Below are 12,412 nucleotides of genomic sequence, written 5' to 3'. Positions count from 1 at the left end.
GACGACGCGTTGTGACCCTGAAAGCACGCCAATGAACGTGGAGCGGCCGCCCCGGGCCGATTCAGCCGCCGTCCACTTCGAGTCGGCGCGCGAGGTCCTGGTTGCCGGCATCTCGGGGACGGCGCGTGAAAACGCGGCGCTGGGGCAGGCGATGCTCGCAGCCCGTGGGGAAGGCCCCTACATCATCGCGCCGGACGGCCGCCGGTATCTAGACTATTTCTCCGGATTCGGCTCCGTCATCCTCGGGTATGACCACGCCGGCGTACGCGGGGCGATCGAGCAGGCGCTCGACATGGGAATCATCCACGGACCCGAGACGGTCTACCAGGAGCAGCTCGCGCGGCGCATCGTGAACCTGGTGCCCTCGGCCGAGATGGTGCGCTTCGCGAACTCGGGCTCGGAAGCCACGATGGCGGCGATCCGATTGGCGCGAGCCCATACCCAACGGACGAAGATTCTCAAGTTCGAGGGCCATTTCCACGGCATCCACGAGCACGTGCTCTACAACACGCATCCGGAGCCTCGCACGGTCACGCCCGGCGAGATCGTGGAGACCTCCGCGGATTCAGCGGGCATCCCTTCCGCGTTTGCCGACGCCGTGATCGTCGTGCCCTGGAATGACCTGTCGGCCGTGAACCATGCCTTCGAGCGTCATGGGACGGACATTGCCGCCGTCATCATGGAGCCGATCAACTACAACGCCGGCGCCCTGCTGGCGGACATCGACTACCTGCGGGCCGTGCGCGAGATCACGCGCGATCACGGCAGCGTGCTGATCTTCGACGAGGTCTTGTCGGGATTCCGCACCGGCGCCGACTGCGCGCAGGGCTTCTACGGCGTCACGCCCGACGTGACGCTGCTGGGCAAGGCGGTGGCGAACGGCGTGCCGCTCGCGGTCATCGCGGGTCGGCGTGAGGTGATGTCGGAGTTGGCGCCGCTGGGCGAGTCGGCCCACAGCGGGACGTATTCCGGCCACATCTTCGGCGTCAAGGCGGCGTTGGCCACGCTCGATGCGCTGGAGGCTCCCGGCGTCTTCGACGGTGAAACGGGCCTGCTGGCGATGTCGGAGCGGTTGTACAGCGGTTTGCGGGACATCTTCGAGCACCGGGACATTCGCTGCCGCGTGCAGGGCGTCGGCCCGCGATTCGCGCTCTACTTCGGCCTCGACCCGGACGTGGAGCCGCGCGCCTATCAGGACATCGCCGGCCACGACTCCGACACCCTGAAGCAATTCGCGCGGGCCTGCTACGCGCGCGGCGTCTATTTCCACGTCTACGAGGTGGTGGTTGGCCACCACGGCTTCGGCACCGCGCACGACGCAACGGTCATCGACGACACGCTGGACCGGGTGGACGCCGCGTGCGTCGACCTGATGGCCGACTGAGGCCGTAGCGGTCTAGAAGAGGCCCGTCGCGACGGACGACTGGGCCCAGGCCAGGATGCCGCCGCCGACGATGCCAAGCGCCAACGTCGCGCCTGCGGTGGCTGTGATGACGGCGGTGTGCAGGTCGGCCACTTCAGCTGAGGGCTCGCCGTCCGACGCTGCCTCGGCGTCGGGATCGCTCATGAACATCTGCACGATCACGCGCAGGTAGTAGAACGCCGAAACGACCGACGTCACGACCAACACGATGGCGAGCCAGCCCAAGTCCGACTCAACCGCGGCCTGAAGGATATAGAGCTTGCCGAAAAAGCCGGTCAGCGGCGGGATGCCCGTCAATCCAAGCATGAACACCGCCATGGCCGCCGCAGGCACCGGGGACCGCTGCATCAGGCCCCGGAATGCGGAGATCTCGTTGCTTCCGGTCTGATACTCGACGACGTGCGCAACGGCGAACGCGCCGAAGTTCATGAAGGCGTAGACGAAGCCGTAGAACAGCACCGACGGCAGGCCCACGAAGTCGAATGACGCGAATCCGGTGTCGGTCTCGACCCGCGTGACCGCCGCGAGTCCGACCAGCATGTAGCCGGTGTGCGCAATGCTCGAATATCCGAGCATGCGCTTGATGTTGGACTGCGAGATGGCCACGAGGTTGCCGACGATCATCGTCGCGGTGGCGATGATGGCGATGGCCAGAGCGACGTTGAGCACAACCGCTGGATCGGCGCCCGTGTCGGCGCCCTGGAATCCGAATCCGAGCCCGACGACGCGCGCAAGCAGCGCCACGGCGGCGACCTTCGGACCTACGGAGATAAATGCGGCCAGCGGCGTGGGCGCGCCCTGGTAGGCGTCGGGCGTCCACGCGTGGAATGGGACCGCGGCGACTTTGAACCCAAAGCCGACGAGGATGAGGCCGATGGCAAACAGCATCCACGGGCTAGCGCCGACGGTCATGATGCGTTCGGCAAGCTCCGGAAAGTAGGTCGTGCCCGTGAGGCCGTAGGTCCAGGCGATGCCGTAGACCAGCACCGCGGTCGCAAACGCGCCGAGTACGAGGTATTTCATCGCCGCTTCGACCGAGTCTCGCCGGAACCGCGTCATGGCCGTGAGCACGTACACCGGCACCGCCATCAACTCCAGGGCGATGAACGCCGTCACCCAGTCGACGGCGCCGGCCATGAGCAGCATGCCGCTGAGCGAAAACTGCAAGGTGGCCGCCGTCTCGGTGAACGGTACGCGCTCGAAGCGTTGGGCGACGGTCAGGACGGCAAGCGATCCGACGACCAGGAACAGGGCGCGGAAGAAGGTTGAGAAGCTGTCGATGACCAACTGACCGCTGAAGATTTCGAGCGCGCCGCCGTCGATCGGCTGCCGCAACGCCATCACGATGCCCGCCATGGCGTTGGCGCCCAAGGCGATGCTGACCGACCACCAGCGGTCGTCGTTGCGCAGGATCGCCGTCCACAGCAACAGCAACATGGCGCTGCCCGCCACGATGATCTCCGGCAGAATCCAGGTCAGGTCGGCAGCGTTGACTTCGCCCATGGCGCTAGCTCACCAACCCGGCCGTCGCGCCGGTAATCATGTCAATGAATGTCGCCGGATAGATGCCGATCCACAGCACCAGCACGGCCAGCGCGGCGAATGCCGCCGCCTCCACGCGGTTCATGTCACTGATCGTGCTGAGCGCGTCGTTCCGCAGGCGGCCCAGCACCACGCGCTGGTACATCCAGAGCATGTAGGCCGCCGCGAGCACCACGCCGATCGCGGCCGTGACGCCGGCGCCGATGCCGTAGTCGAACGCCCCGACCAGGACGAGGAATTCGCCGACGAAGCTGCTCAGCATCGGCAGCCCGAGCGAAGCCAGCGTGAAGAATCCAAGCGCGACGGCATAGGCCGGCATCCGCGTCACCAGTCCGCCAAGCTCCGCAATCTGGCGGGTGTGGGCGCGGTCATAGACCACGCCGACGGCGAGAAACAGCGCGCCGGTGACGAGCCCGTGGCTCATCATCAGGATGATGGCGCCGTCGATGCCGGTCTGCGAGCCGCTGAAGATGCCCAGGGTCACAAAGCCCATATGGCTCACGCTCGAATAGGCGATGAGCTTCTTGAGATCGGGTTGGACCATGGCGACGAGGGCACCGTAGATGATGGCAACGATCGAGAGCACGATGAGCAGCCCGCGCAGGTCGGCCACGGCGTCGGGCGTCATCGGCAGCATGAAGCGCAGGAAACCGTAGGCGCCCATCTTTAGCAGCACGCCCGCCAGCAGCACGCTGCCGCCCGTTGGGGCCTCCACGTGGGCGTCGGGCAGCCACGTGTGGAAGGGGAACATGGGGACCTTGATCGCGAAGGCGAGCAGGAACGCCACGAACACCCACCGTTGCAGTCCGATCGCGGCGTCCTGCATGTGCGCCGGGATGGCCTCGATGTCAAAGGTGCCGGTGTTGAAGCGCAGCGCCAGAATCGCGACCAGCATCAGCACGCTGCCGGCGAAGGTGTAGAGGAAGAACTTGATCGTCGCGTAGATGCGGCGCTCGCCGCCCCAGATGCCGATCATCAGGTACATCGGGATCAGCATCATTTCCCAGAACACGTAGAACAGGATGAAGTCGAGCGTGACGAACACGCCCATCATTCCGGTCTGCAGCAGCAGCAGATTCAGGAAAAACTCGCGCGCTCGGGTCTTGATCGTCAGCCACGAAGTGGCCGCGACGACCGGACCGAGGATGCCCGTCAGCAGCACCATCAGGATCGAGATGCCATCGACCCCCAGCTTGTAGTTGATGCCGAGAGCCGGGATCCACTCGGCGAACTCGCCGTGCTGATAGGCCAGCTCGGGATCGAACTCGGTGTTGAAGGTGATGACGATGATGATCGCGAGGATCAGCTGAGCCAGCGTGGCGCCGAAGGCCGACAGCGCCTGTAGGTCACGCGTGCGCGCGAGCAGCACCATGGGGATGCCGATGATCAGCGGCAGCCACAGCAGCAGCGACAGCAGCGGGAGATTGAGTGCGGCTTCGCCGCTCATGAGGCGTTCCCCCCGAAGATCATGAGCCCGCCGATAACCAGCACGATGCCCACAACCATGAGCAGGGCATAGTTCTGCGCCTGGCCGGTCTGCAAGCGCTGCACTTCGCCGCTCAGGCGGCGCGTGACTGTGCCTGACGCGTTCACCAGGCCGTCGATGACGCCGGCGTCAAAGCCCCACGACACGACGGCGATGGCGCGAGTCAACATCACCATCAGGCCGTCGCCGAGATGGTCCATGTACCACTTGCGCTGGAAAAGCTTCTCGGCGCCCGGAGCCAGACGGCGCGCGGCGTCCGGGATCGGAACGCCCCGCCGGTAGGCGAGGTAGGCGATGGCCACGCCGGCAAGCGCCACCACCGTCGAGATGACGGCGAGCGCCACCGTGGGCGGATCGCCGGCGCCCTCGAAGTGGATGATGCCGGCCGTCTTGTAGAGATACTCGTGGAGAAAGCCGTGCTCGGGCGGAATCCCGAGGGCTGCGCCCGCGACGACCGCGCCGATCGCCAGGATGCCGAGCGGCAGGGTCATCACCCAGGGCGATTCATGGGCGTGGTCGTGGAGCTCCTGGTTCCGCGGCTTGCCGTGGAACGTCATCAGGATCATTCGCAGCGTGTAGAACGCCGTCATGAGCGACACCACCAGGCCGACGATGAAAAAGAGCCAGAAAATGCCCGCGCCGTGGTCGGCGGCAAGCGACGCGCCCGCGGGTGCGGTGGCCTTCAGAAACGCGCTGGCCAGGATCTCGTCCTTGCTCCAGAAGCCGGCGAGCGGAAACACGGCGGCAAGGGCCAGGCCGCCGAGCAGGAAGGTGCCGTAGGTGAGCGGCATCTTGCGCCACAACCCGCCCATCTGGCGCATGTCCTGCTCGTCGTTGAGGGCGTGGATGACGCTGCCGGACCCAAGGAACAGCAGCGCCTTGAAAAACGCGTGCGTCGCCAGGTGGAAGATGGCAATGGAATACGCACCGGCCCCAAGGGCCACGAACATCAGCCCCAGCTGGCTCACGGTTGAATACGCCAGCACGCGTTTGATGTCGGTTTGGACCAGGGCGATGGTCGCGGCGACGAAAGCGGTGACCGTCCCGATGGCGGCGACGAAGATCAGGGCCTCGGGCGAAACCGTGTAGAGCGGATTCATCCGCGCCACGATGTAGACCCCCGCCGTGACCATCGTGGCGGCGTGGATCAGCGCGCTGACGGGTGTAGGGCCTTCCATAGCGTCCGGCAGCCACACGTGGAGCGGGAACTGGGCGGACTTGCCCATGGCCCCGACGAACAGCAGGAAGGCGATGGCCGTGGTCATGGCCGGGTCTTTGTCGCCAATGACCTCGAAGATCTCGCGATAACGGAGCGTGTCGAAGTGGAAGAACGCCAGGACGATGCCGATGATGAACCCAAAGTCTCCGATGCGATTGACGAGGAAGGCCTTGGTGGCGGCGATGTTGGCGCTGTGTCGGTCGTGCCAGTAGCCGATTAGGAGGTACGAGCACAGCCCCACCATTTCCCAGAAGATGAAGAGCTGGAGCAGGTTGTCCGACATGACCAGCATGACCATGCTGAACACGAAGAGCGGAATCCAGGTGTGGAACCGGGACTTCGCCGCGTCGTGGTCCATGTAGCCCACGGAGTAGAGCGCCACCAGTGCGCTGACGCCCGTGACCACCAGCAGCATGACGATGGCGAGCGGGTCGAGCAGGAAGCCGATGTTGACGGCGAACGTGCCCGAATCGACCCATGGATAGAAGGTCCAGCCAGGTTGGTCCGCCGTGATGCCGCCGATCCACAGCGCGACGGTGAGCACAAATGAGCCAAGGATGGCGCCGGTGGAAATCCAGCCGGTCGCGCGCGGGATGCGCCGCCCGGCGACGCCGTTGACGACGAACCCCAACAGCGGCGCGAACGGGATCAGCCAGACGACCTCAAACACGGCCGCCGCCTTGCTGCGCGAGGTGCGGGGTCATCCGCGCAGATCGTCCAACTGGTCGATGTTGACCACGGGGAATACGCGGCTCAGGGCGACCAGGATCGCCAGACCGACGGCGACCTCGGCCGCCGCGACGGTGAGCGAGAAGATGACCATCACGTTGCCGGCCATGTCCTCGAGGAAGGTCGAGAAGGCCGCCAGCGTGAGGTTGGCGCCGTTGAGCATCAGCTCGATCGAAATGAGCATCACAATGATGTTGCGGCGCAGCAGCGTGCCCAGCACTCCGAGCGAGAAGAGCAGGCCGCCGACGACCAGGTAAGCGTTGAGATCCATCAGGAGGCAGCCTCGCCCGACTCGCCAGCCTCGGCTGCGTCCGGCATGGCTTCGAGCTCGCGATCGAAGCGCCGCGCCAGGATGATCGCGCCGATGGCCGCGACGAGCAGCAGGACGCTGGCTACCTCGAACGGCAGCAGGTACTCGCTAAACAGGACCGCGGCGATGGCCTGGGTGCTGCCGCCGAGGTCCGAGATCGTCTGCGGCGGAAATGCCCCCAGAAACGCCTCGCGGACCTCGGGCGTGCCCACGCCGACGAACACGGCCTCAATCGCGAGCAGCACGGCCAACGGCAGCGCCAGCCACAGCTGACGGTGGACGAACCGCTCGTGCGCGATTCCGCGCATATCCAGCATCATCAGCGTGAAGAGAAACAGCACCACGATGGCGCCGGCGTAGACGATGATCTGGACCACGGCCAGGAATCCGGCGCCCAGGATCACGAACAGCCCGGCTACGTGGAAAATCACGTAGACCAGCGACAGGGCCGAGTGCACGGGGTTGCGAAGCGCCAGCACCCCCACGCCGCCCGTGACGGCCATGAAGGCGAGATACCAAAAGGCGATGACTTCGGCGAGGTTGTCAGTCATCGCCGAACCACAGCCGGGGACGTGTTCCCGGACCGATGTTTTGGTCTTCGAGCGACCGGTTTTCCAGATCGTGCTCGTAGATTTCAATCATCTTGAAGCCGTCGATCAACAGACCGCGGCGATCCTCGGTGACCAGGTGAAAGTCGTGGGTTCGCTGGAGCGCGTCGACCGGGCAGGCCTCGATGCAGAAGTAGCAGAAGACGCAGCGACCCACGTCGAAGAGATAGCGGTCCACCACGCGGGTGCCGTCTTCCCCCTCGCTCGTGTCGACACGAATTACGTCGTTCGGGCATGCCGTCTCGCAGAGTCCGCAGCCCACGCACGTGAGGCCGTTCGTGACCTCGTCGCGGCGCATGCCGACCTGACCCCGGAAGCGATAGGCGATGTCGCGCACGTTCTCGGGGTACATGATCGTGGCCGGCTTGCGCGCGCCCACCTTGAAGACGGTGGCGAAGCCTTTGAGAATTCCTGAACCTAGCGGCATCGCGTTCTCAACTCCATGCCATGCGCAGGCCGGCGGCCAGAAGCACGTTGATGATTCCGATGGGCATGAGGAACTTCCAGCAGAAGCTCATGAGCTGGTCGTAGCGCAGCCGGGGCAGGGCGGCCCGCAGCAGCAGGAACATCGCAATGAACGCGACGGTCTTCAGCGCGAACCAGACGATACCGGTTAGGCCTTCCATGCCCGGAATGGTCCAGCCCAGCCAGCCGCCGAGATAGAGCGTGGTGATGATGGCCGAGATCAGGATGATGTTGGCGTACTCGGCGATGAAGAACATCGCGAATCGCATACCGGAGTACTCCACGTGGAAGCCGGCGACGATCTCGCTTTCGGCTTCCGGCAGGTCGAACGGCACGCGATTGGTCTCGGCCACGCCGGCAATCACGAAGAGCAGAAACCCTACGAACTGCGGGACGATGAACCATAGCCCGCGCTGCTGCTCGACGATATCGATGAGGCTGAGCGACCCGGCGTAGAGAATCACGGCCAGCACCGCCAGCCCCATGATGAGCTCGTAGCTGATGACCTGGGCGCTGGCGCGCAGCGCGCCGAAGTGGGCGTATTTGCTGTTGGACGACCATCCCGACATGACCACGCCGTAGACACCCAGCGAGCCCATGGCGAGGAAGAACAGGATGCCCACGTTCAGGTCGACGGCCCACAAACCGATGTCTCGACCGAGGCCGACCTTCGGCCCAACGGGCACGATGGCCCACGCGGCCAGCGCCGGCACCACCAGGAATACCGGCCCAAACCAGAAGACGAGCTTGTCGGCGCCGCGTGGAATCAGGTCTTCCTTGATGCCCAGCTTCAGCCCGTCGGCCGCCGTTTGCAGCGTTCCGCTCCACCCCACGCGGTTGGGGCCGATGCGCGATTGCAGGCGCCCGAGCGTCCAGCGCTCGACCAGCACCAGGATCAGCGGCGCGCCCAGGAAGATCAGCAGGATCACCACGCACTTGATGGCGACGATCAGCCATTCCCAGCCGTCCATCGGCTAACGCTTCGTCACTTGCACGGGAATCCCATTCGGGCCCGTGGGGTCGAGGCGCCGCGGCGGCGCATCGAGGAATCGGTCCGGCAGATTGACGACGCCGCGCGGCACCCGGCTCGCCACCAGGGTCTTGAGATTCAGCGCTCCGGTGTGCGACGCCACGCTGATGGGGTCGCCGTCGACCAAGCCGAGGTCCTGGGCGTCCGAGGGATTGAGCTCGGCAACGGCCTCCGGCAGCATCAGGGACAGGCTCGGCGCGTGCCGACCGGTCACGCCGGCGGTATAGAGGTGCTGCTCGGTGGCGAGCGTGAAGCCCGCCGAACCGTTGGTCTGCGCCAACGCCCCGTTGAGGTCGGCGACCGGCTCGCCGCCTTCGATGTCGGGCATGCGCCAGAGGCGCTCGAGCTCCGCCGAGATCGGCTCGTGCGATCGCCAGCCGAAGTCGTTGCCGAGCGCGGCGGCGAGCCTCGCGATGATCTCCCAGTCCGGGCGGGAATCGCCGACGGGGATGATGGCCGGAGCGAGCGCGCCGCGCCGACCCTCGAAGTTGGTGAAGTGGCCGCCCTTTTCCGCGAACGAGGCGCCCGGAAGCACCACGTCGGCCACCTCGGCGGTCGGGCTCATGAAGATGTCTTGGACGATCAGAAGATCGAGGCCTTCCAGTTGCCCACGCATGGCGTCGGGATCGCCGGCACTGCCGACTAGGTCCTCGCCCATCACGTACAGCGCCTTGGCATCGCCCTCCAGGAAGGCGTCGAGGGACGGCCCCGGGTCCTGTGGCGGCGGCGCGCCGGTCGCACCCTCGACCTCGGCCCGTGCATCGGCATCGCTGACGGGCCGCAAGCCCGGCAGCGTGTCGGGCGCCATTCCGGTCAGCAGCGTGCCCACCGTGTTGGCCCGTTCCGCCAGCGGAAACAGGCGGACGTCCGCAAACGCCTGCGCGAGGCCGGCCGCGGCTGAAGCCAACTCCGTGGTGCGGCCCAGCGTCCAAACGCCGGTATCCCACACGACGGCAATGGAGCCGGCGGCCGCGAGGGCTTTGCGCATAGCCTGCAGCGATTCGTCGGAAGCGCCGGTCACGGCTTCGGGCAGGTCGTCACGCCCGGCCAGCGCGGCCAGCAATGCCGCCTCGCCGCCGGGTCGCACGCGCACGGTGGCCGCCGCGTATCGGTCGAGTGTGCTGGCCAGCCGCGTGGCCACGAGCAACTGGCGGCCGTTCCGCCGCGCGGCGCGCTTGATGTGCGCACCGATGACGTTGTGGGTCTGGCCGATGTCGGCGCCGATCACCAGGATCACGTCCGACTCCAGCAGCTCATTTTGTGATCGCAGTACGGCCTGGCCGCCCAGCACCGACGTGAGCGCGTGGAACGTCTCGTGGAAGCCGCCGGACTGGCTGTAGACGTTGTTGCTGCCGATCACGTCTCGCGTAAATCGCTGCAGGGCGTAGTTGTCTTCGTTGGTGCAGTTCGGCGAACCGACCGCGCCAACCGCGCTGGGGCCGTCGCGGTCGATCACGCCGCGCAGCGCGCCGCCGACGTGGGAAATGGCCTCACGCCAGGTTGCCGGTTCCAGGCGCCCGTCACGGCGGATGAGCGGCTGCGTCAGCCGGTCGCCGCTGTTGACGAACGAATGACCGAAGAATCCCTTGGCGCAGAGGATGCCGTTGGCCGGTTCCTCCAGGCCGTTGGTGCGCGTGCGCACCACGTCGCCGTGGCGGGACTCCACGAGCAATGAGCAGCCCACCGAGCAGTGCGGGCAAGTCGACGCGGTCTTGTCGGTCTGCCAGCTCCGTGCCGCATGCTTGAACGGGCGGCTGAGCAGCGCGCCCACCGGGCACGTCTCGATGCACATGCCGCAGCGTTCGCAGTCCATCTCCTTGTGTTGCGCCGGCGCGATGAACGTGCCGATGGCCCGATGGACAAAGTCAAGGGCGTAGACGCCGATCTGCTCGTCGCAGATCCGCACGCAGCGGCCGCACAGGATGCAGCGGTTGTGGTTGATGAGGATCACCTCGTTGAGGATTTCCTCGGGATGGGCCTTGGGCACCGTCTCGTAGGGGCTTTGGAAGATCTCCTGATCGAAGGTCTCGTCTTGCAGCTCGCACGTGCCGGCCTGGTCGCAGTAGGGGCAGTCCAGCGGGTGGTGCTGGAGCTGCAACTCGATCACGTGCTTGCGGATTTCCTTGATCGACTTGCTGTCCGTGACCACGTTCATGCCGGGCGCGGCCTGCATGGTGCAGGAGGCCATGGGCCGCGGCGGCCCGGGCTGGATCTCCACCACGCACATGCGGCAAGCGCCGTAAGGGTCGAGACGCGGATCGGTACAGAGCGTTGGAATGTCGACGCCGATCGACTCACAGGCTTGCAGGACCGTGGAGCCCGCGGGCACCTGCACCTCGACGCCGTCAACCGTAAGGCTGATGAGTTCGTTGCTCACCGGTCCACCTCGCCCAACACGATGTCGATGCTTCCGATCAGCGCCACGGTGTCGGCGATCAGGCCGCCGACCGCCGCATCCTCCATGACGCCGAGATTGACGAACGACGGCGAGCGTACGTGGCAGCGATAGGGCATGCCGCTGCCGTCGCTTACGAAGTAGTAGCCCAACTCGCCCTTGGGGCCCTCAATGCCGAAGTAGGCCTCGCCGACCGGGGGTTGGACTCCGTGCATGACCAGCTTGAAGTGATTGATCATCGCTTCCATGTCGAATGGCACCCGCCCCACGTCCGGCGGCACCAGGTCGGGACGGTCCGCGTTGGACGGGGCGTCCGGCGGCAGATCGCGGAGGTGCTCCATGCACTGCCGCACGATCCGCGTCGCTTGGTACATCTCGTTGAGCCGCACCAGGTAGCGCGCGTAGACGTCGCCCTCAGGGAACACGGGAATCTCGAAGTCGCACAAGTCATAGGCGGCGTAGGGCCGCGCTTTGCGCAGGTCCCAGTCCACGCCCGATCCCCGAAGGGAAGGGCCGGTGAGCCCGTAGCTCAGGGCTTGCTCGGCGGGAATGACGCCCACGCCGCGAGTGCGGCTCTGGAAGATCTCGTTGCCGGTGAGGAGGCTGTTGAGCTCGTCGAGGGTATAGCTGTCGAGAAACGCATCAACGTTCTCCACCCAACTCTCGGGGACGTCGTGCGGGCCGGTGCCGCCCACGCGCATGAACGACGTTGTGAGGCGCGCGCCGCAGGCCTGCTCGAAGAGATACAGGATCTTCTCGCGCTCGCGCAGGGACCACAGGAAGGCCGACATGGCGCCGATGTCCAGCGCGTGCGTGCCGATCCAGATGTGATGGGACGCCAGGCGCGACAGTTCGGCCACCGCCGTGCGCAGCAGCTTGGCCCGCAGCGGGATTTCGTCCTCCATGCCCATCAGCTTCTCGATGGCCATGAGATAGCCCATGTTGTTCGACGGGCCGGCGGTGTAGTCCATGCGGTCGGTGAGCGTGATGCCGCCGCGGTAGTCGTGGGTCTCGATGAGCTTCTCCACGCCGCGGTGCAGGAATCCCACGTCCGGCGTGCACTTGGTGACCGTTTCGCCGTCGACCTCGATGAGCAACCGCATCACGCCGTGTGTGCTGGGATGCTGCGGCCCCATGTTGAGCACCATCTGGTTTTCGCTGACCTGTTCGATATCGCCGAACATGCTGGCGGTGCCGGTTTCGAC

At 65.9% G+C, this 12,412-nt stretch carries 10 protein-coding genes; 1 reads left to right on the top strand and 9 read right to left on the bottom strand.

Translation table 11 applies throughout. The features are described from left to right. The first annotated feature begins 31 nt into the window (after positions 1–31). Positions 32–1,384: an aminotransferase class III-fold pyridoxal phosphate-dependent enzyme gene (locus OXG79_08135; protein MCY3783738.1), complete on the top strand. Its 1,353-nt coding sequence runs from the start codon at positions 32–34 to the stop codon at positions 1,382–1,384. Between the two features lie 12 nt (positions 1,385–1,396). Here OXG79_08135 and OXG79_08130 read toward each other — a convergent pair whose 3' ends face one another. Genes OXG79_08130 through nuoD form a run of 9 tightly spaced genes read right to left on the bottom strand, consistent with a single transcriptional unit; the run spans position 1,397 to position 12,355 of the window. Further along, positions 1,397–2,926: an NADH-quinone oxidoreductase subunit N gene (locus OXG79_08130; protein MCY3783737.1), complete on the bottom strand. Its 1,530-nt coding sequence runs from the start codon at positions 2,924–2,926 to the stop codon at positions 1,397–1,399. A gap of 4 nt (positions 2,927–2,930) precedes the next feature. Then, positions 2,931–4,412 (bottom strand): NADH-quinone oxidoreductase subunit M, encoded by a 1,482-nt coding sequence (locus tag OXG79_08125; GenBank protein ID MCY3783736.1) that lies wholly within the window; start codon positions 4,410–4,412, stop codon positions 2,931–2,933. Continuing rightward, the gene (gene nuoL, locus OXG79_08120) at positions 4,409–6,340 is read right to left on the bottom strand and encodes an NADH-quinone oxidoreductase subunit L (GenBank protein MCY3783735.1); all 1,932 of its coding nucleotides are present in this window, start codon (positions 6,338–6,340) and stop codon (positions 4,409–4,411) included. Before nuoL ends, OXG79_08125 begins: the two co-directional genes overlap by 4 nt. 30 nt (positions 6,341–6,370) lie before the next feature. Beyond that, complete coding sequence (gene nuoK, locus OXG79_08115; GenBank protein MCY3783734.1) at positions 6,371–6,673, bottom strand: NADH-quinone oxidoreductase subunit NuoK; 303 nt, start codon at positions 6,671–6,673, stop codon at positions 6,371–6,373. Next, positions 6,670–7,260: an NADH-quinone oxidoreductase subunit J gene (locus OXG79_08110; protein ID MCY3783733.1), complete on the bottom strand. Its 591-nt coding sequence runs from the start codon at positions 7,258–7,260 to the stop codon at positions 6,670–6,672. The genes nuoK and OXG79_08110 overlap by 4 nt, the downstream gene beginning before the upstream one ends. Beyond that, positions 7,253–7,744, bottom strand: coding sequence for an NADH-quinone oxidoreductase subunit I (locus OXG79_08105; GenBank protein MCY3783732.1), 492 nt, complete (start codon positions 7,742–7,744; stop codon positions 7,253–7,255). Before OXG79_08105 ends, OXG79_08110 begins: the two co-directional genes overlap by 8 nt. Before the next feature lie 7 nt (positions 7,745–7,751). Further along, a complete protein-coding gene (gene nuoH, locus OXG79_08100; GenBank protein MCY3783731.1) occupies positions 7,752–8,753 on the bottom strand; it encodes an NADH-quinone oxidoreductase subunit NuoH in 1,002 nt (333 codons plus the stop codon). A gap of 3 nt (positions 8,754–8,756) precedes the next feature. Next, entirely contained in the window at positions 8,757–11,189 is a 2,433-nt protein-coding gene (locus OXG79_08095; protein ID MCY3783730.1) for a molybdopterin-dependent oxidoreductase, read from the bottom strand. Continuing rightward, positions 11,186–12,355 carry an NADH dehydrogenase (quinone) subunit D gene (gene nuoD, locus OXG79_08090; GenBank protein ID MCY3783729.1) on the bottom strand — a complete coding sequence of 390 codons (1,170 nt, stop codon included), beginning with the start codon at positions 12,353–12,355 and terminating at the stop codon, positions 11,186–11,188. The genes OXG79_08095 and nuoD overlap by 4 nt, the downstream gene beginning before the upstream one ends. Between the last annotated feature and the right edge of the window lie 57 nt (positions 12,356–12,412).

Source organism: Chloroflexota bacterium (assembly GCA_026706485.1).
Classification (GTDB): Bacteria; Chloroflexota; UBA11872; order UBA11872; family UBA11872; genus JAJECS01.
The sequence above is the reverse complement of the archived record's forward strand: the minus strand, read 5'-3'. Positions and strand labels throughout refer to the sequence as shown.

Bases quoted from the DNA above. Each gene is read 5' to 3' on its own strand.
- OXG79_08135 (MCY3783738.1), top strand. From the start codon at position 32: ATGAACGTGGAGCGGCCGCCCCGGGCCGATTCAGCCGCCGTCCACTTC.
- OXG79_08130 (MCY3783737.1), bottom strand. From the start codon at position 2,926: ATGGGCGAAGTCAACGCTGCCGACCTGACCTGGATTCTGCCGGAGATC.
- OXG79_08125 (MCY3783736.1), bottom strand. From the start codon at position 4,412: ATGAGCGGCGAAGCCGCACTCAATCTCCCGCTGCTGTCGCTGCTGCTG.
- OXG79_08110 (MCY3783733.1), bottom strand. From the start codon at position 7,260: ATGACTGACAACCTCGCCGAAGTCATCGCCTTTTGGTATCTCGCCTTC.
- OXG79_08105 (MCY3783732.1), bottom strand. From the start codon at position 7,744: ATGCCGCTAGGTTCAGGAATTCTCAAAGGCTTCGCCACCGTCTTCAAG.
- nuoH (MCY3783731.1), bottom strand. From the start codon at position 8,753: ATGGACGGCTGGGAATGGCTGATCGTCGCCATCAAGTGCGTGGTGATC.
- nuoD (MCY3783729.1), bottom strand. From the start codon at position 12,355: ATGGTGCTCAACATGGGGCCGCAGCATCCCAGCACACACGGCGTGATG.